Source organism: Neobacillus mesonae, from assembly GCF_001636315.1.
Lineage (GTDB): Bacteria > Bacillota > Bacilli > Bacillales > Cytobacillaceae > Neobacillus > Neobacillus mesonae.
Genome location: NZ_KV440949.1, coordinates 4,403,255 through 4,424,376, shown reverse-complemented (window position 1 = coordinate 4,424,376; position 21,122 = coordinate 4,403,255). Strand labels below are relative to the sequence as shown.

General features: G+C 39.6%; 24 protein-coding genes. 8 read left to right on the top strand and 16 right to left on the bottom strand.

Annotation, left to right across the window (positions count from 1 at the left end):
- The first annotated feature begins 59 nt into the window (after positions 1 to 59).
- Positions 60 to 965, top strand: a complete 906-nt coding sequence (locus A6749_RS20760; protein WP_066395575.1) for a COX15/CtaA family protein — start codon at positions 60 to 62, stop codon at positions 963 to 965.
- A 42-nt stretch (positions 966 to 1,007) separates the two neighbouring features.
- Here A6749_RS20760 and pyc read toward each other — a convergent pair whose 3' ends face one another.
- From pyc to A6749_RS20745, 3 genes are all read right to left on the bottom strand, one after another.
- On the bottom strand, positions 1,008 to 4,454 hold the full coding sequence (pyc, locus tag A6749_RS20755; protein WP_066395573.1) for a pyruvate carboxylase: 3,447 nt from the start codon (positions 4,452 to 4,454) through the stop codon (positions 1,008 to 1,010).
- 65 nt (positions 4,455 to 4,519) lie between these two features.
- Positions 4,520 to 5,725 (bottom strand): FtsW/RodA/SpoVE family cell cycle protein, encoded by a 1,206-nt coding sequence (locus A6749_RS20750; RefSeq protein ID WP_066395570.1) that lies wholly within the window; start codon positions 5,723 to 5,725, stop codon positions 4,520 to 4,522.
- Between the two features lie 181 nt (positions 5,726 to 5,906).
- On the bottom strand, positions 5,907 to 6,188 hold the full coding sequence (locus tag A6749_RS20745; RefSeq protein WP_066395566.1) for an Fpa/YlaN family protein: 282 nt from the start codon (positions 6,186 to 6,188) through the stop codon (positions 5,907 to 5,909).
- 169 nt (positions 6,189 to 6,357) lie between these two features.
- Here A6749_RS20745 and A6749_RS20740 point away from each other — a divergent pair, with 169 nt between their 5' ends.
- Positions 6,358 to 6,855, top strand: coding sequence for a hypothetical protein (locus A6749_RS20740; protein ID WP_066395563.1), 498 nt, complete (start codon positions 6,358 to 6,360; stop codon positions 6,853 to 6,855).
- 59 nt (positions 6,856 to 6,914) lie between these two features.
- Here the strand turns inward: A6749_RS20740 and A6749_RS20735 are convergent, their stop codons facing one another.
- A complete protein-coding gene (locus tag A6749_RS20735) occupies positions 6,915 to 8,243 on the bottom strand; it encodes a PhoH family protein (protein WP_066395560.1) in 1,329 nt (442 codons plus the stop codon).
- 183 nt (positions 8,244 to 8,426) lie between these two features.
- On the opposite strand from A6749_RS20735, the gene A6749_RS20730 reads away from it, so the two are divergent.
- Positions 8,427 to 9,017 (top strand): YhcN/YlaJ family sporulation lipoprotein, encoded by a 591-nt coding sequence (locus A6749_RS20730; protein WP_066395557.1) that lies wholly within the window; start codon positions 8,427 to 8,429, stop codon positions 9,015 to 9,017.
- A gap of 23 nt (positions 9,018 to 9,040) precedes the next feature.
- Here the strand turns inward: A6749_RS20730 and A6749_RS20725 are convergent, their stop codons facing one another.
- Positions 9,041 to 9,496, bottom strand: coding sequence for a pyridoxamine 5'-phosphate oxidase family protein (locus A6749_RS20725; RefSeq protein WP_066395550.1), 456 nt, complete (start codon positions 9,494 to 9,496; stop codon positions 9,041 to 9,043).
- A 170-nt stretch (positions 9,497 to 9,666) separates the two neighbouring features.
- Here A6749_RS20725 and A6749_RS20720 point away from each other — a divergent pair, with 170 nt between their 5' ends.
- Complete coding sequence (locus tag A6749_RS20720) at positions 9,667 to 9,867, top strand: YlaI family protein (protein ID WP_066395546.1); 201 nt, start codon at positions 9,667 to 9,669, stop codon at positions 9,865 to 9,867.
- A 63-nt stretch (positions 9,868 to 9,930) separates the two neighbouring features.
- Here A6749_RS20720 and A6749_RS20715 read toward each other — a convergent pair whose 3' ends face one another.
- Genes A6749_RS20715 through typA form a run of 3 tightly spaced genes read right to left on the bottom strand, consistent with a single transcriptional unit; the run spans position 9,931 to position 12,406 of the window.
- The gene (locus A6749_RS20715; RefSeq protein WP_066395544.1) at positions 9,931 to 10,221 is read right to left on the bottom strand and encodes a hypothetical protein; all 291 of its coding nucleotides are present in this window, start codon (positions 10,219 to 10,221) and stop codon (positions 9,931 to 9,933) included.
- A 15-nt stretch (positions 10,222 to 10,236) separates the two neighbouring features.
- Positions 10,237 to 10,551 carry a YlaH-like family protein gene (locus tag A6749_RS20710; protein WP_066395540.1) on the bottom strand — a complete coding sequence of 105 codons (315 nt, stop codon included), beginning with the start codon at positions 10,549 to 10,551 and terminating at the stop codon, positions 10,237 to 10,239.
- Between the two features lie 16 nt (positions 10,552 to 10,567).
- Positions 10,568 to 12,406, bottom strand: coding sequence for a translational GTPase TypA (gene typA / locus A6749_RS20705; RefSeq protein WP_066395537.1), 1,839 nt, complete (start codon positions 12,404 to 12,406; stop codon positions 10,568 to 10,570).
- 141 nt (positions 12,407 to 12,547) lie between these two features.
- On the opposite strand from typA, the gene A6749_RS20700 reads away from it, so the two are divergent.
- Complete coding sequence (locus A6749_RS20700) at positions 12,548 to 12,733, top strand: YlaF family protein (RefSeq protein WP_066395535.1); 186 nt, start codon at positions 12,548 to 12,550, stop codon at positions 12,731 to 12,733.
- A gap of 276 nt (positions 12,734 to 13,009) precedes the next feature.
- On the opposite strand, the gene A6749_RS20690 is transcribed toward A6749_RS20700, so the two are convergent.
- Positions 13,010 to 13,807, bottom strand: a complete 798-nt coding sequence (locus A6749_RS20690) for an inositol monophosphatase family protein (RefSeq protein WP_066395527.1) — start codon at positions 13,805 to 13,807, stop codon at positions 13,010 to 13,012.
- A 255-nt stretch (positions 13,808 to 14,062) separates the two neighbouring features.
- Entirely contained in the window at positions 14,063 to 14,257 is a 195-nt protein-coding gene (locus tag A6749_RS20685) for a hypothetical protein (RefSeq protein ID WP_066395524.1), read from the bottom strand.
- A gap of 176 nt (positions 14,258 to 14,433) precedes the next feature.
- Here A6749_RS20685 and A6749_RS20680 point away from each other — a divergent pair, with 176 nt between their 5' ends.
- On the top strand, positions 14,434 to 15,066 hold the full coding sequence (locus A6749_RS20680) for a YktB family protein (protein ID WP_066395516.1): 633 nt from the start codon (positions 14,434 to 14,436) through the stop codon (positions 15,064 to 15,066).
- 54 nt (positions 15,067 to 15,120) lie between these two features.
- Here the strand turns inward: A6749_RS20680 and A6749_RS20675 are convergent, their stop codons facing one another.
- Positions 15,121 to 15,393, bottom strand: coding sequence for a UPF0223 family protein (locus A6749_RS20675; protein WP_066395508.1), 273 nt, complete (start codon positions 15,391 to 15,393; stop codon positions 15,121 to 15,123).
- A 41-nt stretch (positions 15,394 to 15,434) separates the two neighbouring features.
- Positions 15,435 to 16,394: an NAD(P)H-dependent flavin oxidoreductase gene (locus A6749_RS20670; protein ID WP_066395507.1), complete on the bottom strand. Its 960-nt coding sequence runs from the start codon at positions 16,392 to 16,394 to the stop codon at positions 15,435 to 15,437.
- A gap of 202 nt (positions 16,395 to 16,596) precedes the next feature.
- Here A6749_RS20670 and A6749_RS20665 point away from each other — a divergent pair, with 202 nt between their 5' ends.
- On the top strand, positions 16,597 to 18,069 hold the full coding sequence (locus A6749_RS20665; protein ID WP_066395504.1) for an aminotransferase class I/II-fold pyridoxal phosphate-dependent enzyme: 1,473 nt from the start codon (positions 16,597 to 16,599) through the stop codon (positions 18,067 to 18,069).
- Positions 18,070 to 18,126: 57 nt separating this feature from the next.
- Here A6749_RS20665 and A6749_RS27830 read toward each other — a convergent pair whose 3' ends face one another.
- Together A6749_RS27830 and A6749_RS20660 are read right to left on the bottom strand one after the other, a co-directional pair.
- A complete protein-coding gene (locus A6749_RS27830; RefSeq protein WP_084797918.1) occupies positions 18,127 to 18,249 on the bottom strand; it encodes a GapA-binding peptide SR1P in 123 nt (40 codons plus the stop codon).
- A gap of 154 nt (positions 18,250 to 18,403) precedes the next feature.
- Positions 18,404 to 18,709 carry a DUF3055 domain-containing protein gene (locus A6749_RS20660; protein ID WP_066395500.1) on the bottom strand — a complete coding sequence of 102 codons (306 nt, stop codon included), beginning with the start codon at positions 18,707 to 18,709 and terminating at the stop codon, positions 18,404 to 18,406.
- A 162-nt stretch (positions 18,710 to 18,871) separates the two neighbouring features.
- On the opposite strand from A6749_RS20660, the gene A6749_RS20655 reads away from it, so the two are divergent.
- Positions 18,872 to 19,306 (top strand): DUF1885 family protein, encoded by a 435-nt coding sequence (locus tag A6749_RS20655; RefSeq protein ID WP_174842917.1) that lies wholly within the window; start codon positions 18,872 to 18,874, stop codon positions 19,304 to 19,306.
- Positions 19,307 to 19,336: 30 nt separating this feature from the next.
- Here the strand turns inward: A6749_RS20655 and A6749_RS20650 are convergent, their stop codons facing one another.
- Together A6749_RS20650 and lpdA are read right to left on the bottom strand one after the other, a co-directional pair.
- A complete protein-coding gene (locus A6749_RS20650) occupies positions 19,337 to 19,579 on the bottom strand; it encodes a hypothetical protein (protein WP_066395494.1) in 243 nt (80 codons plus the stop codon).
- Positions 19,580 to 19,706: 127 nt separating this feature from the next.
- The gene (gene lpdA, locus A6749_RS20645; RefSeq protein WP_066395491.1) at positions 19,707 to 21,122 is read right to left on the bottom strand and encodes a dihydrolipoyl dehydrogenase; all 1,416 of its coding nucleotides are present in this window, start codon (positions 21,120 to 21,122) and stop codon (positions 19,707 to 19,709) included.

The following is a 21,122-nucleotide window of genomic DNA, read 5'->3' as shown; positions in this document are numbered from 1 at the left end:
TACTGTCAACATTAACCAAATACAAACTTTTGAATTATTAGTTAAGAAGGTGAATTTTTTTGCGTCGAACTTTAAAGTGGTTGGCGGTCGCCACTACGATTGTCATGATTTTTATTTTATTAGGCGGGGCACTAGTAACAAAGACCGGTTCAGGTATGGGGTGCGGCAAATCCTGGCCATTATGTCACGGACAATTTCTTCCAACTGACATCACTCCAGAGTTAATCATTGAACTTGCCCATCGTCTAGTCTCTGGTTTAGGCGGTCTCATGGTGTTAGTTTTATCCATTTGGGCATGGAGAGCAATAGGTCATATTAGAGAAACAAAATTTCTCTCCTTTCTTTCCATTTTCTTTTTACTACTGCAAGGGTTAATTGGTGCCGCTGCCGTTGTCTGGGGACAATCTGACTTTGTACTTGCCCTGCATTTTGGCATATCGCTCATATCTTTCGCATCTGTTTTCTTATTAACACTGCTTATTTTTGAAATTGATAAAAAGTTTGATGCAGAAAGTCTTTTTATCGATAAAAGAATGGGGTTCCATATCATTGCTATTAGCATTTATAGTTATCTCGTTATTTATACAGGGGCTCTTGTCCGCCACACAAATTCAAGTTTAATTTGCCGTGACTGGCCTTTATGCTTAAACGATAGTCCTTCCCTCCCAGGAAATTTATATGAATGGGTACAGATGGGACACAGGACTGCGGCAGGTATTTTGTTTCTTTGGATTGCTTATGTGACTTTTTTAGTAATTCGCCATTATAAAAAGGAAAAAGTTTTATATTGGGGATGGATTATTTCCTTTATCCTCGTTTCCATGCAGGTCATTGCAGGAGCATTTATCATCTTCAGCAGACTTAATCTTTATATCGCCTTGATGCATGCATTATTTATCACTTGCCTTTTTGGGATATTAAGTTATTTCATCCTGTTATATTCCAGGTCTAGACGATATCATTAAACACGTAAAAAAGCTGCCGGATTCGCCCGGCAGCTTTTTCATTTATGCTTTTACTAGTTCTATCATTAAATCCCCAGTTTGAATCGCATCACCGCTGGAAACGAAAATATCCTTTACTACACCGGAGAATGGAGCTTGAACCGTCGTTTCCATTTTCATTGCTTCAGTGATCATGAGATGGTCGCCTCGTTCCACCTTTTCGCCTTTTTCCACAATAACCTTTATGACCGTACCAGGCATTGAAGCGGAAATATGTGTTTCGTTTTTTGGATCCCCTTTTAATCGCGAAACTACCGTTGCTTTAATGTTTTCGTCCTTAATGATAATCTCACGCGGCTGACCATTTAATTCAAAGTAAATTACTCTCGTACCATCAGCCTGAGGCTGTCCAATCGAAACGAGCTTAACAATTAAAGTTTTCCCGGTTTCAATTTCTACTTCAATTTCTTCCCCTAATCTCATGCCATAAAGGAAGGTCGGTGTATCAAGAACAGAGACATTCCCGAACAGTTCGACAGTTTTAATATATTCTAAGAAAACCTTTGGATATAATGCATAGGAAATAGCTTCAAAGTCAGTTATCTGTCGGCCAAGTTCACCATATAGCTCATCTTTAAGTCGATCAAAATCCACTGCCTCAAGTAACTCGCCAGGCCGTACCTCCAATGGTTTCTTCCCTTTAAGAATGACTTTTTGCAATTCTTCAGGGAATCCTCCATGCGGCTGGCCAAGGTAGCCTTCAAATAATTCTACTACTGAATCAGGAAAATCGAGCGCGTTTCCTTTTTCTAAAACATCCTGTTCCGTTAAATTATTTTGTACCATAAATAACGCCATATCCCCAACAACCTTGGAAGAAGGTGTTACTTTGACAATATCCCCGAACATTTGATTCACACGGGAATACATTTCTTTAACGTCATCCCACTCATCACCTAAACCTACCGCCTTTGCCTGCTGCTGCAGATTACTATATTGTCCACCAGGCATTTCATGCTGATAAACCTCAGAATGGGGTGCCATCATTCCGGATTCAAAATCTTGATAGTATTTACGGATATCCTCCCAATAATAGGAAAGCTTTTCAAGCGCCTCGATCCTAACTGCAGGTTTCCTATCGCTGCCCTGAAGAGCATAATAAAGTGAATTTGCACTTGGCTGCGATGTTAAACCGGCCATTGTACTTAATGCTGTATCGACAATATCTACTCCGCCTTCAATTGCTCTGGCGTAGGTAAAGATCCCATTACCGCTAGTATCATGGGTATGAAGGTGGATTGGTATATCAACAGCTTCCTTTAATTCAGAAATCAGGCGGTAAGCTGCTTCTGGTTTCAAAAGACCAGCCATATCTTTGATGCCGAGTATATGTGCTCCTTGGTTTTCCAGCTCTTTAGCAAGGTTCTTATAGTATTCCAAGTTATATTTAGTCCTTGCTGGGTCCAAAATGTCACCAGTATAACAAATGGCAGCTTCTGCAATCTTGCCTGATTGTCTTACTGCATCAATGGCTGTCTCCATTCCTTTTACCCAGTTTAAGCTGTCAAAGATTCTAAACACGTCAATTCCGGCTGCTGCTGAGTGATTCACAAATTCCCTAATAACATTATCCGGATAGTTTTTGTAGCCGACCGCATTCGCACCGCGGAACAGCATTTGAAATAATACATTAGGGATTTTTTCCCGCAATGTTAATAGACGTTCCCATGGGTCTTCTTTTAAAAATCTGTATGCCACATCAAAAGTCGCTCCGCCCCACATTTCGAAGGAAAATAAATCCGGAAGAAGTTTGGCTGTAGGTTCAGCAATATGTGCTATATCCGTAGTTCTCATTCGTGTCGCGAGCAGTGATTGATGAGCATCGCGGAATGTGGTGTCCGTTAATAATACCTGTTTTTGGCCTTTCACCCAATTTACAAGTCCCTCGGCACCCTGAGTATCAAGGATTTGTTTCGTACCTGCTTTTGTTGGGTAATCATATGGGAGTTCTGGAACCCTTGGCTTTGTAAAAACCGGACGCTTTTTCTTTTCAATTCCCGGGAAGCCGTTTATTGTAACATTTCCGATATAATTCAACATTTTTGTACCACGGTCTTTACTAACAGGGAAAATAAATAATTCAGGTGTCGTATCGATAAATGAAGTGTCATATTCGCCATTTAAGAACTTCTCGTGCTTAACAACATTTTCTAAAAATGGAATATTCGTTTTAATGCCTCTTATTCTAAACTCTTGTAAATTTCGAACCATCTTTGCCGCAGCCTGTTCAAATGTCAATGCCCATGTTGAAAGTTTCACAAGCAATGAATCATAGTATGGAGTAATCACTGCCCCTTGGAAGCCGTTCCCTGCATCCAGACGGACACCAAAACCACCGCCGGAACGATAAGCCATGATTTTTCCGGTATCCGGCATAAATTGATTTAGCGGGTCCTCTGTTGTTACCCTAGATTGGATCGCATAGCCAAATAACGGAATTTCCTTTTGCTGAGGGATGCCGATCATTGGACCATGGAGCTCATGACCTTCCGCTATGAAAATCTGGGTATGAACAATATCAATTCCTGTTACCATTTCTGTAACAGTATGTTCTACCTGAATACGCGGATTAACCTCAATAAAATAAAAATCGTCACCGGCAACAAGGAATTCAACAGTCCCGGCATTGACGTAACCGACATTTTTCATTAATTTTACTGCTGCATCGCAAATTCGCTTTCTTAACTCATCCGATAGGGAAACACTAGGTGCAATTTCGACCACCTTTTGGTGACGACGCTGAACGGAACAATCCCGCTCATATAAATGAACAATATTTCCTTGTTTATCGCCAATAATTTGAACTTCTATATGCTTCGGTTTTTCGATTAATTTTTCAACATAGACCTCATCATTGCCAAATGCAGCCTTTGCTTCTGATTTTGCTCGGGTAAAAGCTTCCTGTACTTCATCACGGCTTCTGACAATTCTCATACCTCTTCCGCCGCCGCCTAATGCCGCTTTAATCATGATTGGGAATCCAAAAGCATCTGTAAATTCTTCTACTTCGCCCAAATCCTGAACAGGTCCCCCGCTCCCAGGGATCACCGGAATACCTGCAAGCTCAGCTTGATGTCTCGCCTTAACCTTGTCACCAAACATATCTAAATGTTCACTTGTCGGACCAATAAAAATGATTCCTTCATCTTCACAGCGCTTCGCAAAATGAATATTTTCAGATAAGAAACCATATCCAGGGTGAATTGCATCAGCCCCGCTTTTTTTGGCGATGGCAATAATGCCGTCAATATCCAGATAGGCATCAATCGGCTTTTTTCCTTCGCCAACCAGATATGCTTCATCTGCTTTATAGCGGTGATATGAACCGGAATCTTCTTTCGAATATATTGCAACAGTGCGAATATTCAGTTCAGTACAAGCACGAAAAACCCTTATTGCTATTTCTCCCCTGTTAGCAACTAACACTTTATTGATTTGTCTTGTCACCAGAAAGCACCTCTTTTATATATGTGTATTTAAAAGCGCAGGACCTTAAATAGGTCCCGTCGCTTAGGTTAAATATAATAAACTTTCCCATCACGATGCTGCTTGCTATTATCAGCTTGTCCCTGTTTATTTTTGTATTTTTTCTCAAACCTCACAAACATTGAGACATTTACTAATATTCCTGCTGCCGCGGCAAGCATTAGGAGCGATGAACCACCGTAGCTAATAAATGGAAGCGTTACGCCGGTAAGCGGAATAATTCCAGAAACACCTGCTAGATTGATAAAGGATTGAATCCCAATCATACTAGAAATCCCGATGGCCAAAAGACTTCCGAATGGATCCTTACATTGAAGCCCGATATAGATTCCTCTTAAAACAATATATGAGAGTAATAGAATCACAAACCCTACTCCCCAAACCCCGAGCTCCTCAGCTATGACAGCCATAATAAAGTCCGTGTGGGATTCCGGCAGATAGCCCAGCTTTTGTATACTTTTTCCAAGCCCCAACCCATTGATGCCGCCTGATCCAATGGCAATATATGAATTGGCCAAGTGAAAGCCCGCGTCATTCACATATTCCGCGGCAAACGGGTTGTCCAATACCGCAAATCGGCTCGATCGCTTTTCGGTTAAGAAATGACCCTTTAAAACTAACGCTACCGGTAAGAGAATTACAAGCGTCATAATCAATAATTTCGCGATATTTTTAAAATTCATACCGGAGCAAAAAACAATTGTTCCGGCAATAAGTGCAATAATGCTCGCTGTTCCATAGTCTGGCTGCAGGATAATCAAGAAGCAAACAATAAACAAATAAGCAAGCGGCGGTAATACACCCTTATTAAATTGATTGATATAGGCCTGCTTTTTAGCGTAAACTGCCGCTAAGTAAATGATCACGGCAAGCTTTACAAATTCAGCAGGCTGAATTTTTAACGAGCCGATTTTATACCAGCTTTGAGCGCCTCCTGCAGTATAACCAAAAACAAACAATCCCAAAAGTGTAACAATTGAAGCCCCCACAATAATCACTAGAATGTTTGTGAACTTCATGATCTTATAGGGAATGGTGGCAGTAAATAGAAAAATCAGCAGAAATCCTAAGAGCCACAACTTTTGTTTTTGATAGAAAAAATCAGGTGCCACTCCATACCGCGGACCTGCCCATGCCATGCTTGAGCTGTAGATCATGACTAAACCAAACGCACACAATAAAAATATTGCGATGATTAAAGAATAATCATATGATTTCAATATTTTTTTACCCATATAAGCCGTCCTCATTTTCATAATGGTTTTATATCCATCTATTATAATAGAAAATGAACGCTTTGACTTACTGAAAAGATATTTTGTTACAACATTTTAATATTGAATATTCAGACAGGATGAGTAAAAAAATAATAAAAAACCCAAACAATTCAAGGAGAATTGTTTGAGTTTTTCCCTTTTACTTTCCTAGGGATGCATCGTGAAGCGCAGATAATTCTTTTTCCAATGTATCAATAATCGCTTTACCATCCTTACTATCTATTAAGCCCAATCGAACAGCAAAGTCTATTTCTCTAGACAGGCCAAACATTTGTGTATCCAATACCTCTTCATAAAGAGGGCATTGAGGCATCGTGAGATTGTCCATTTGCACTTTAATAAGCTTCAAAATTTTCTCAGCGTCAGCCTGTAATAAGGCATATGCTTTTTCTTGGTGATTCACGATCATTTCAGACGCCAACATTGATCCCCCCGTTTCAGAGCGATTATTCAACTTATCTATAAATTTTACCGTTTACACGTGAAAATTGCAAGAACTATGAGGATTGTAACTGAAAACAGTTAGGATTATGAATTCCGATCAAAAAACGCTATAATTAATTGTGGTTATTCATTAGGGGGTATACACGATGGAAAATATTATTATGATTTCAGGAAAGGTTAAGTACTCGATTACGCTTGATCCAACTACGTGGATATTTGATGATCGCCGTCTTGATTTAACTACCTATTTTATAAAAGAAAAAGAAGCAGACAATTCTTTGGAAGAATATACGAAAGCGGTATCGAAACATTGGGATCGTGAAATAATGGAAGGCGCAGTTTTTCCGCCAACATTAAAAACAGAGAAAAAATTTGAAAAAGAGAAAGTATTAACCGGCACATTCGGAATGCTGTTTAAACCTTTCCTTATGAATTCCGAACCTGAAGCAGATGCTTCTATTCTTCTAATCCAAACAAAAAATGGTGAAATAGAGCTGCCTTTCAAAGAAGCAGTCGATCTTATCTTAAAATTTTCCGATAACGGAAAACCAATTACGGCAGATGGACCCGTCCATATTTATTATGGGGATGGTTCCAATCAAGATGACCCAATCAAAAATGTAACCGGGTTTTTCGTCAAATAGAAGGCGATATAGCAGAAACGGGAGCCCATCAGGCGCCCGTTTCTTTGTTATCCGGAATATTACAACAAATCAGCCGCTAATCGGGCCAAACCTGACCTTTCACCCTTTAAAAGCTTCACATGCCCGGAAACGTTCTGGTCTTTAAACCTTTCCACAACATAGGTAAGACCATTATTATAGGCATCAAGATATGGATGGTCAATTTGTTCAGGATCACCCATTAAGACGATCTTACTACCTTCTCCAACACGGGTTAAAATCGTTTTGACCTCATGCTTCGTAAGGTTTTGCGCCTCATCAATGATGATAAATTGTTTTGGAAGGCTTCTGCCTCGTATATACGTTAACGCCTCTACTTCAATCGAACCCATCCCTGCTAAAATCGCATCCAGCTCACCGGGCTTTTTTGTATTGAATAGGTACTCTAAGTTATCGTAAATCGGCTGCATCCACGGCCTTAATTTTTCTTGTTTTTCCCCTGGTAAAAAACCTAAATCCTTCCCCACCGGCACAATGGGTCTTGCTACCAATAATTTTTTAAATTCACGAAAATCCTCCGTTTGCATTAACCCCGCTGCAAGAGCAAGCAAGGTTTTACCTGTGCCGGCCTTTCCAATTAAGGTAACCAGCGGTATGTCTTTACGCAATAATAATTCAATGGCCATTGTTTGCTGTACATTTCTTGGATGAATGCCCCATACATGCTCTTGATTAAGAATTAGTTTTTTTACCTTTTTACCTGTTTGATCAACCATTCCAATAGCCGAAGCTGAACTTCCAAGGGCATCTTTTAAAATCAGGAACTGATGCGGATAAAAGGAATATTTCACAATTTCTGCTAGCAGCAATTCTCCTTTGTCATAGAACTGCTTTACCTTTTCAACAGGAACGAAAACTTCGGAAAAGCCTGTATAAATGTGATCAATTTCCACGACACGATCGTTTAAAAAATCTTCCGCAGTTAGTCCCAGGGCATCCGCTTTCACTCTAACAAGGGCATCCTTGCTTACAAGGATAACAGGCTTCCCATCCTCTTTTGTCTGCTCTTCTAAGAATAGATTCTTTGCCACCGCAAGAATCCGATTATCATTTGTTTTTTCCACAAAAATATCTTGAAGCTCATGAAACGACCTGTGATTAAGTTCAATTCTAATCGTACCGCCATTGTCCAGCGGGATCTTTTCATGAAGCTTTCCAGTTGTTCTAAGACCATCTATTAATCTCGATACGTGCCTCGCATTCCTTCCAATCTCATCCATATACCTTTTCTTTGAGTCCACTTCTTCAAGGACTACAGCTGGAATCACAACTTCGTTATCTTCAAAGGAAAAAATGGAATAGGGATCTTGTAATAATACATTTGTATCTAAGACGTATATTTTACCCAAAGAAACGCCTCCTGCTTCACATGGTGTAAGTCCAGTTAATTGAATATAGCCAACCTCTTGATAGATGGGACATTGGTAAAATATATGTTTATTGGAATAAAGATAGAAGGTATTCCGCACAATAAATGTATGTCGAATATAAGAATTTGCTTTAAATTTAAAGGCAGTTGGAGGCGATCATGTATGAAAAAAACTCTTTGTGCAATGGTCATCTGTTTTTTTGTGGCCGGATGCAATAACAATAACGAAAAACAAATTACAGACGGCAAACAGCAATCATTAGTGAATGTCAAAAACAGTTACATTGAAAGTGTGGATCGAAAGTCGGGACAGGAAATTTCCAAACGGTTAGTGGAACTGGCGACAAGTATTCCCAACGTAAATGATGCAACTGCCGTTGTTTTGGGGAGATATGCGATTGTAGGGATTGACGTTAACGCCAAACTTGAACGTTCACAGGTGGGCAGCATTAAATATTCTGTTGCCGAAAGCCTTAAGAAGGATCCGTATGGCGCAAATGCGGTCGTCGTAGCTGACCCGGATACAACCCAAAGACTAAAAGAAATACAAGCCGATATTAGAAACAACAGACCAATTCAAGGGATTATGGAGGAGCTTGCGGATGTTGCCGGCCGCTTAATCCCACAAATCCCTGGGGACTTAATCACACCGAATCCGAAACGAGCAACTGAAAAGCCTGATAAAAAGCTTTCACCCAAAGAAGAAAAAAGGTTAAAAAAAGAACAAGAAAAGCAATCGAACTATCATAAATAACAATGAAAAAAGCTTAGTGCCAACTAAGCTTTTTTCATTGCATCCATGACTTGCTTATCTAGACGTTCCGCCGCTCTTTTATCGTACGTTTTATCATATTGGATTTCAGAAACAATTTTTGAGCCGTAGAACATAACATCCCTGACCTCATTGATGGAAACTTCTATTAAAGCAAGCTTTAATGGAACATCCTGCAGTATTTCCTCTTTAATTATTGCTTCGCCGGCAATAGAGTATGTAGATTCATTTGCAATCAAATTAATTACCACTTTGTTGTTCGCGGCAATATTTTCAAGAATCCGTGAACGATTATCAACCGAAAAATAAATAGTACTTTCATCTTTCGCTAATACCCATGAAATGGCGCTGACATTCGGCCCGCCTGTTTCATAATCAATGGTTGCTAATGTCACAAATCTTTCCTTTTGCAATTCATCATATAAAGGCTGGATCAGCCTTGGTTCCACTTGGTTTGCCATTTTTCATAACTCCTTTATCGATTCTGCATACTGTAACAAACAGTTATTCTCATATTACTACTATGGCGTTTTTTCAGCAACTTAAACACATGCAGATTCCCCCGAATAGAGTTCCCATGGTATAGTATAGATAATCTTTTATGCAAATAATATGAAGAGGTGCCTTTAGGATGCGAGTAAAATGCGTAATTTGTGATAAAGTAGAAAATATTGACAATGAATCAATGATTGCTAAACGGCTGCGCAATCGTCCAATCCATACATATATGTGTACAGAATGTCATGACAGAATCCGCGATAAAACCAATGCCAGGATTGAATCTGGTAATTTTCGGCTGTACCGCTCACGACCGGAAAAGGACGAATGGTGATTAAATCAACCGTGAACAATTTAAAAAAGCCTCATGTCTTTAAAAGGACATGAGGCTTTTTTGTTATTTTTCTTCCGGATAGTTTACATATTTATCAGGCTCCGAATTAATTTGATTAAGCATAATCTCTATTAATTCGCGAGGAAAACGTGTTTTTTTACTTTCATCTTCATGGTTATAGGTAACATAATACATAACATCGTCAGTGGTAATGTCGATATTGCTAATTTTGTGTTCAGAGAGCATTTCTTCAAAATGTTTTTTCGTTTCCACTGCGGCTGTATCGTCCGGACGTGCATCACAAACGACCTTAATCGTCAGCCAATTATATATAACATCCTGTACCGAACTCATTTCCCCTACCCCCCGTTACTTTGCCTCTGTTTGCTGTTTTTTAGATTGATGCAGACGAATTTTATAAATACTTAAAATCAATGCCGCAATAACTAAACCTTCAGCAACTGGCAGAAAGATTCCAAAGAAGGTAAAGATCGAACAACCGAGAGCTAAAATTATATAGATGATTATGTTTTTTCCAAGCGGCAGCTTTTTGGCAAATCCTAGTTTATAAACGATAATGGATAAAACAACAATGGTAAGGTAAAGGAGCCACATACCAACTTTTGGCTGTTCATTCACTTTATATAAAGCAGCGAAGAATGAAAGATGTTCTCCAACATCCATGTTATCTAACCTCCACTTAGCTCATTTCAGCATATTTTTTCTTTTTAGCCATCTTTTCACGTTCATTTTTATCTAAAATTTTCTTTCTTAAACGAATTGACTTTGGAGTAACCTCACAATATTCGTCCTCATTCAAATACTCTAAAGATTCCTCTAGCGTCAAAATTCGCGGCTTTTTAATCACAGATGTTTGATCCTTCGTTGCAGAACGAACGTTAGTGGCCTGTTTCACTTTTGTAATATTAACTGCTAAATCATTTTCCCGAGTATTTTCACCTACAATCATACCCTCATAGATTTCCGTTCCAGGCTCAACGAAAATCGTTCCGCGGTCTTCTATCTGCATTATACCATAAGTGGAAGCTTTTCCAGATTCCATTGAAACAAGAACCCCATTTCGTCTTCCGCCCACTTGCCCTGAAAGCATTGGCTGATAGCTGTCAAATGTATGATTGATAATTCCATATCCGCGAGTAAGGGTTAAAAACTCAGTTGTATAGCCAATTAATCCACGGGCAGGAACATTAAAGATTAACCTGACTTGACCATTCCCATTATTAACCATATCTAACAATTCCCCTTTACGGGCACCAATCGATTCCATAACAGAGCCGGTATGCTCTTCAGGCACATCGATTTGTACTCGTTCCACAGGCTCACAGCGTACTCCATCAATTTCCTTTACAATAACCTCAGGTTTTGAAACCTGCAGTTCATAACCTTCACGGCGCATATTTTCAATTAAAATAGAAAGATGGAGCTCACCCCGTCCGGAAACAACCCAAGCATCAGGAGAATCCGTATTTTCAACCCGCAGGCTGACATCTGTGTGTAATTGTGCAAGCAGTCTTTCTTCAACTTTCCTAGCCGTTAAATATTTTCCTTCACGGCCGGCAAATGGGCTGTTATTGACGGCAAACGTCATTTGCAGCGTTGGTTCATCAATTCTCAACACCGGCAGTGCTTCCTGATGGTCAATCGGACAAACAGTTTCACCGACGTTAATATCCTCCATCCCTGAAACAGCCACTAAATCTCCTGCTTTTGCCTCTTGAATCTCTTGACGTTTCAAGCCAAAGAAACCGAAGATTTTCGTCACTCTGAATGATTTGACAGATCCGTCAAGCTTCATCAGGGCAACCTGCTGTCCAACCTGCATGGTCCCCCGGAACACTCGGCCGATCCCAATTCTGCCGACGTATTCATTATAATCAAGCAGCGCTACCTGGAATTGCAGCGGTTCTTCACTATTATCAATTGGTGAAGGGATATGTTCAATAATTGCCTCATACAATGATTGCATGTTTTCATCTTGTTTTTCCGGATTTAAACTGGCCGTTCCATTAATAGCGGAAGCATAAACAACCGGAAACTCTAATTGTTCCTCTGTTGCATCCAGTTCAATAAATAAATCGATAACTTCATCGACCACCTCAGCCGGACGGGCAAAATCACGGTCAATTTTGTTAACGACAACAATTGGTGTTAAGTTTTGTTCAAGGGCTTTTTTAAGAACAAAACGAGTCTGCGGCATGCAGCCTTCATAGGCGTCCACAACAAGTAAAACGCCATCCACCATCTTCATAATACGTTCTACCTCACCGCCGAAATCAGCGTGTCCCGGTGTATCCAAGATATTAATTCGTTTATTTTTATATTGAATGGCGGTATTTTTAGCTAAGATTGTAATCCCGCGTTCTCTTTCTATGTCATTTGAATCCATGGCACGTTCTTCAATATGTTCATTTGAACGAAAAATACCTGACTGCTTTAATAATTGGTCCACCAATGTTGTTTTACCATGGTCAACGTGTGCAATTATGGCAATATTTCTAATATCTTCTCTTAGTTTCAAAGTGTCCCACTCCTATTTATAAAAAACTCTTCAGTTGTCTATAGTTTCATGCACAACTAAAACATTATACCACATTAGTAGTGGAAAACTAAAAACTTTTTCGGTAAAATAAAAATAAATTAGTTTATGAGGAGTTAACAAATGAAGCAAATAAAATGGTCTTTACTTATGTATGCAATTTTAGCCGCAGTAAGTATTATGGGAATCGGGGTCGCCATTGCCGAAAAAAGTCTTATCGGAATAGCCGGATGTATCATTGCCCTGATTGCCATTATGGGTATGGGTTTTAAAACAAAAAAGAAATTACGGGAACGAGGAGAATTATAAAAAGAAGCCGAAAAGGCTTCTCAGATTGTCGAGAAAGGGTATTTTTCTCGGCAATTTTTCATTTTATCAGACCTAAAATACGGATTTTATAATAAGATTGACCCTGCTAATGGGGCCTGTTGATTTCCGCTCCGGGCACTCGCTTTCCGCGGGGAAGGTCCTGGAGCCTCCTCGTCGCTTTGCGGCTGTGGGGTCTCCAGTGACCTCACGATGCCGCAGGAGTCGAGGGCCATCGAAAGTTTTTCGACAGCCTCAGAAGCCGAAAAGGCTTCTTTTTTACCAATTTCCATTCTTTAAATAATTTTTTAAGATATCCTGATGCAGTCCAGGTTTTGCGGCAAACAATGAATCTTTTGACAGGAAATCAAGCTTTTCACCGCGTAAATTGGTGACAATCCCGCCCAGCTCTTCAACTAGGATTGCTCCAGCGGCAAAGTCCCACGGGGATAAGCGCATAGAAATATAGGCGTCCACTCTTCCTGTTGCTACATAAACCATTTCAAGGGCTGCGGAGCCGTATGATCGCGTGCCTCTGGCATCCCTGACTAATGGTATTAATATCTGATGGTTGATTCGATGATTTTCCATCACCCACGTTGCGTTTAAGGCAATAATGGATTCCTTCACTCCCCTTTCCTTTAATGGGGCAATCGGCCTCTCATTTAAATAAGCACCATTGCCGCAGAGAGTATGATACATTTCATCATGTACCACATCGTAGATAATCCCAATTTTGCCTATACCGTTCTCATAAACTCCGAGCGAAATGGCAAAATTCCTCTGCTGATGAATAAAGTTCATGGTTCCATCAATCGGATCAAGCAGCCACACTGTTCCGTTAAGCTGATCCAATTGATCGCCAAAACCTTCTTCACCCAGTATTTTGTGTTCCGGATAAACGTCTCTAATTTTGCGAATAAAGAATTGCTCAATTTCTTGGTCGATATCTGTCACCAAATCATTTGGATTTGACTTCGTTTTAATCGTTAAAGTTTGCTGAAAAGACAAACGAATTCTTTCACCAGCCTCTTTAACCCATTGTTTAGCATCATGATAAACTGCTTCCCAATTCATAAAAATCCTCCATTGAACGCAAACTTTCATTTCTTCGTATATAGTTTAAATCACATCGGAGTGAATATGTACATCTATAGCTTAATCAAATTCACTGACGGCGGCAACTTTTTGGCGTCTTTAATAAACAATTTCAACATAAAAGCTCAATAATAAACGAACTCCCCCTTATACTATGGAGTTCGTTTAAATCACCAAATTTTTCTTTCGATTCATTCTATTTTGCTGCTCCTTAGCTATAATACTTTATTCATATTAAAAAGCCTTTAATCGTAATAATTCTTGGCGAATCTTTTCAAGCTTTTGTTTGCAAAGTTTGATCTTCTTTTCATCATTTTCTTCAATAGCCTCAAATAATGTTGCCAGTTCATAGTCCATTTCTAATCTTAAGACCGCGGTCCTTTCCTTTTCGCCAACTTTTTTCAAAGAAGTGTTCATCAATTGTTTCACATTTCTCCTCCCCTTTCAAGTATTTACTTAACTTTCTGATAATTTATTTACTGTATATTATGAGCGATTCAGAAATGTTGGAACAAATATGTGCGTTCACCTAGAAAGGCAACATATTACGTCATTTTTTTTGGTTATGCTACAATAAATGACATATAATGTAGGAGGTTCATTGTATGGAATTTATAGGCTTTACAAATGAAGATTTTGAGGTTTTTTTAATAGATGGCCTAGAGCCAAGGATGGAAGCATTAAAGGATCGAATTCGACCAAAATTAGAGGGATTGGGAAGTTATTTTGCACCTACCCTATCTGCGATTACGGGCGAGGAAATGTTTGTCCATGTTGCCAAGCACGCCAGAAGAACGATTAACCCTCCTAAAGATACGTGGGTTGCCTTTGCTAATAACAAAAGAGGATATAAAATGCTGCCTCATTTTCAAATCGGCTTATGGAACACCCATTTGTTTATTTGGTTTGCGGTTATATATGAAGCACCACAAAAGAGTGAAATTGGGAAACGCTTTAGTAAAAAGACCGCCAAAATACATAAAGAAATCCCTAAAGATTTTGTTTGGTCAATTGATCACACAAAACCGGAAACAATCTTGCATCAACAAATGGCCAAAGATGACTTAAAGAAGATGTTTGAACGGCTCAGTACTATCAAAAAAGCCGAGCTGTTATGCGGGTATACAATAGATCGAGAACAAGTCATTCAGCTAGGTTCAGAGGGGCTGGTTGAACAGATTAATGATGTTTTTCAAAAGGTCGTCCCGTTATATAAACTCGCTATGGGAATAAAATAGTAAATGATGTCAGGCACCGCTAAGCGGTCCTGACACCTTCGTTCTACTTTTTATTTACGGCATCGTGATCTTTTCACCCGCTGCAGCTTCTTTTGCTTTTTTGATGGTACGGTAGGAAGAATAGCCGCTTATTTCTTCAAATTCGCCACAAACCGTCTTCTCTTCCGCTTTACTTGGGACGATCTCTTTAAAGCGGCGATAAGCCTGCAACAGGCCATCACGTTCAATTCCTGTTTCATAAGCCTTTTCAATAGCCTCGAAAAATTTAACTACATCAATAATTTCCTCTGTTGTCCAGCTGTAATCAATTGGGTATTGATATTCCATAAACTCACCTGCTCACTAAACTTATATTTATGATTTTATCATTATTTTCCCCATTTTGTACGAATTTGTTCCGCATCTAAAATGATTCTGTTTAACAGTTCGGCGACTGTTGGGATATCTCTGATCAACCCCATCACCTGTCCGGCCCAGGCGAAGCCGTTATCTACAGCACCATCATATATGTATTTTTTATTAGCTTTTCCACTGATATACTCTTTTAGCTCTTCGTAGCCGCCGTTATTCTTTTCAATGTCCAATATTTTTTCGGTCCAACCGTTCGCAATCGCTCTGGCGGGAGAACCAAGGGTACGTTTAATGACGACGGTATCCGTTTCCGTCCCTTCCACAAGTGCTTGTTTATATACTTCACTTGCATGAACACACTCCTGGGTGGCAATAAATCTTGTGCCCATTTCAATACCTTCAGCACCTAAGCTCAAGGCTGCCATTAACCCTCGGCCATCGCCAATTCCTCCGGAGGCAATAACCGGAATCGAGACCGCATCAACAACTTGCGGAATTAATACCATCGTACCAATATCATCACGGCCTAAATGGCCCCCTCCCTCCTGCCCGACAACCATGACCGCATCTGCCCCAAGCTCCTCCGCTTTAACAGCCTGTCTCCTTGCGGCAACAAGGACAAGTGTTTTGGCATTAGTACCTTTTAATTGCTCAAAGATTGGAGCAGGATTTCCTCCTGTCATGGAAATAACAGGTACCTCCTCATCAATCGCAACTTGTAAAAATTCACTAAACGATCTTCCGTGCTGCCCTATAGCAAAGTTCACACCAAATGGCTTTTCAGTCAATTGTCTTACTCTCCTGATCTCATCCCTAAGCTGTTCTGGTTTTTCCAGCGACATCGCGGTAATTTGCCCGAGCCCCCCAGCATTCGATACCGCAGCTGCCAAATCTGAGTAGGCTAGGTAAGCAAGTCCGCCTTGAATGATTGGATATTGAATATTTAAAATTTCCGTTACACGTGTTTGCCAGTTCACTTTAGACCCTCCTATAATTGTTACTATATGTTATTTCGGCTAAACAGATTATTTTTCCTTTATGTTTGAGAAACTAATCAAAAAGAAAAAGGGAAAACTCCTATGCAATAGATAAGAATAATGCTATAATTCACTTGTTTTTTGTTTATTGTTTCGTCAAATAAATTATGTATTTTTATAAATAAAGAGGTGTGGATCTAAATTGTCGCAAAACCAAACACCGTTATTTAGCGGATTATTACAACATGCAAAGAGAAATCCTATTCAATTCCATATTCCCGGTCATAAAAAAGGTGCGGGGATTGATCCGGAATTTCGTCAATTTATCGGTGACAACGCCTTATCAATTGACTTAATTAATATCGGCCCCCTTGATGACCTGCATCATCCAAAAGGAATGATAAAACAAGCTCAAGAATTAGCTGCAAAAGCCTTTGGTGCGGATCATACATTCTTTTCAGTTCAAGGTACCAGCGGGGCTATTATGACGATGGTTATGGCTGTATGCGGCCCCGGCGAAAAAATAATCGTTCCTCGAAACGTCCATAAGTCTGTTATGTCTGCTATTGTTTTTTCCGGTGCCATCCCAGTGTTTATTCATCCGGAAATCGATGAAAAGCTTGGAATTTCTCATGGGATTACAACAGATTCTGTTGAAAAGGCGCTTGAGCAGCACCCGGATGCCAAGGCGGTGCTGGTTATTAATCCTACTTACTTTGGCGTCTCTGCAGATTTAAAAAAGATTGTAGAAATTGCCCATTCCTATCATATCCCAGTGCTTGTTGACGAGGCTCATGGTGTTCATATCCATTTCCATGATGAACTACCCCTTTCAGCTATGCAAGCCGGTGCCGATATGGCGGCGACAAGTGTTCATAAACTTGGGGGTTCAATGACGCAAAGTTCCGTTCTTAATGTAAAAGAAGGATTAGTATCCGTTAAGCATGTACAGTCCATTCTCAGTATGCTGACGACGACTTCAACTTCCTATTTATTGCTGGCATCACTGGATGTAGCCCGTAAGCAATTAGCTGTGAAAGGCCGGGACTTAATTGATAAAACAATTCGCTTAGCGGGAACAATGCGCAAAAGAATAAACGAAATTGATCATCTTTATTGTGCCGGTGAAGAAATTTTAGGTTCAAAAGCCGCCTATGATTACGACCCCATGAAGCTCATAATTTCCGTAAAGGATTTAGGTTTAACAGGATACGAGGTCGAAAAATGGCTTAGGGAAAAACATAATATTGAAGTTGAATTGTCTGACCTGTATAACATTCTTTGTATCGTAACATTTGGCGATACAGAGTATGAAGCAGATCAACTTGTAAATGCATTAAAAGATCTTTCCCTTGAATTTGAACACAGTGCCGCGAAAACAGAACCGGTGGAAGTTCTCCTTCCTGAAATCCCAGTTCTGGCTTTAACACCTAGGGATGCTTTTTATTCAGAGACTGAAGTGGTTCCATTTGAAGAATCTGCAGGCAGGATAATCGCGGAATTTGTGATGGTCTATCCGCCGGGAATACCAATTATTATTCCTGGTGAAATCATGACGAAGGAAAATCTGCATTACATTAAGAAAAACCTAGAAGCAGGTCTGCCTGTTCAAGGCCCTGAAGATGATGACCTAAAGACGATTCATGTCATTAAAGAATACAAAGCAATTTTATAATAGAAAAAAATAACAGGATTCCAGTCAGGAATCCTGTTTTTATTCCAATTAGCAAAATTACACTTCTTCGTCTGTATGATGGTCGCAGCAGCAATTACATTTTGAATAAAGGACAGTAACCTTTTCATCCTCAAAATGATCAATCGTTGAATTACATGTTTGACATACTAGAGTACCCATCGTTCTATCCCCTTTTCATTATGGAATATTATCACTTATGAAAGCGTTTAAACATCCTTGAGAATATAATAATATATCACATTTAATTTTTCAAGCCTAATTTGTATGTCACAATTAAAAAATAAACATAAAAAAAAGGCCTAATAGCCTTTTTTTAATCATAATCATATTGTGTGACAAATGGAATTTCCGGCAGTGCTGTTTTGAAAAATTCAGCTAAATCCGCCGCCTGCTGTTGTTCAGGGATACGAAATAAGGTTTGAAGGTGATCAGTATCTTCAATGTCTTTAGGATCGAGGAGGGTTGAACGCCCAGTTTGCATACATACGACCAGAGGCTTACCGAAGAACATATTGGTGTAAACAATACCGAAGTCATAGCGTGTATGTTCTGTTGTGAAACCAATAAATCTTACTTTAACTTTTTCATGCTCATCATAGAGCTTTTCAAATAATTCCATTTAACCCCTCCACTTATTATAATATTTAGAATTTTATTATAATTGATTTCAGCAAAAAGTACAAGAAAATAACCAAATTATTTTTATATAAGTTGTAGCCTCTATTATTCAATGCTAGAATAAAAGAGGATGTATATTATCGGCTAATAGGGGGGAATGATGATGGCGGAAAATGCATTTATTAAACTTGTGCCCTCATCTGCAAAACAAACAATATCAACTGATGAAGTAAAAGAATTATTCCACTACTATAAAAATATTACAACAAAAACAGGCGACCAATTAGACTGGCAATTTGAAAACGCTGCTTTTCCTTATGAAATGAAAGAAACAGAAGACAGTGAAGGAAAGTGGTTTTATTTACACTCGAATCACGAGCGTTATAATGTCATCTTATTAGGCATTGACACCGAAATTGTTCGCGGCGAAGATGGCAGCGAGAACGAACAGGCTTACATTCAGGTGACGCTTCCCGATCAATCTACCTTTGGAGATAAGGGGAAGGCGAATGAATTTTGTAAATTCCTTGCTAAAAAGCTTCAAGGCGAACTTCATTTATTCAACGGAAGAATCATGTACTTTTACCCAAGAAAATAATTTTCTAATGCTCCTTTTATGGGGCTTTTTTTAATGGATTAACATCGCCATCGTATAATGAATTGAAGCATAGATAACTAAGCTTAACGTCGTGATAAAAAATGTTTTCCCAGCAGATTGTGTTACTTTATTACCAATGATAAAGGCCAAATAAAAAAAGACAAAGAACATAATCACTTTATAAATAAGCTGATCATGTTTTGACAGCCATTCAATAAATGTATAACCGCTCCAAATAATAAACTGCAGCAGGACAACTACATAGCTTTTCACTTCAATCACCACTTTTAAAAGCACATTATTTTAATATATATGATTGACATCTGTAGTATTTTCCAAATTAGTTTTTTAAAAATAAAAAAAGTCCTCCACGCATGGTGCTAAGAGGACTTTTTTTGATTTATTTAACGATGTGAATTGGTGTTCCAAGTGCCACTTCTGCTGCTTCCATGGTGATTTCACCTAATGTTGGGTGGGCATGGATGGTCATGGCTAAATCTTCTGCTGTCATGCCAGCTTCAATCGCAAGGCCAAGCTCTGCAATCATATCAGATGCATTAGCACCGGCAATTTGTGCACCGATAACTAGACCATCTTCTTTGCGGGTAATTAGCTTTAAGAACCCGTCAGTGCTGTCTAATGATAAGGCACGGCCATTAGCCGCAAATGGGAATTTCGCAGCTGTAATCTCAATGTCTTCATCCTTTGCCTGCTGCTCGGTGTAGCCTACAGAAGCAAGCTCTGGATCCGAGAAGACAACAGCTGGGATTCCTAGGTAGTCAATTTCTGAAGGATGTCCAGAGATGGCTTCAGCCGCAATTTTCGCTTCATAAGAAGCTTTATGTGCAAGCTGCGGGCCAGCTACAACATCTCCAATAGCATAAATATTACTAACGTTTGTACGGCATTGCTTGTCAATTTCAATTAGGCCGCGCTCGGTCATTTTGACGCCGGCTTGTTCAAGACCCATTTCATCCGTATTAGGACGACGGCCAACCATAACGAATACATAATCAGCTTCTACTTTCTTTTCTTCACCCTTAGCTTCATATGTGACAGTTACACCGTTTTCTGTTTCTTCGACGCCTTTAGCTAAAGCTTTCGTGATAATTTCTGCGCCTTTTTTCTTCAGGCTGCGCTTAACAAGGGCTGCCATTTGTTTATCAAATACACCCATGCCAAGGATTTCGTCCGCGCCTTCTAAAATGGTAACCTGGCTGCCAAAGTTTGCATAAGCTCCACCTAGTTCAACCCCGATTACACCGCCGCCAATTACAACGATCTTTTGCGGAATTTCTTGAAGATTAAGTGCCCCAGTCGAATCCAGTACACGTTTTGAATATTTAAATGCAGGAAGCTCGATTGGACGTGAGCCGGTTGCAATAATCGCATTTTTGAATGTATAGGTTTGAGCTGAATTTTCGCCCATCACTCTTAAGGATGTATTATCAACGAAGTAAGCTTCACCGCGGACAATATTCACTTTATTGCCCTTTAATAAACCTTCTACGCCGCCGGTTAATTTTTTAACGACATCAGCTTTAAATTGTTGGACCTTTGAAAAATCAACTGTTACCTTTTCTGCAGTGATCCCAAATTTATCGGAATGCTTTGCTGTTTCATAGCGGTGACCAGCTGCAATAATTGCTTTAGAAGGAATACAGCCGACGTTTAAGCAAACACCGCCCATATATTCCTTTTCAACAATGGTAACTTTTTGTCCAAGCTGGGCCGCGCGGATTGCAGCAACATATCCCCCAGGTCCGGCACCGATGACTATAGTATCTGTTTCTATTGGGAAATCTCCAACTACCAT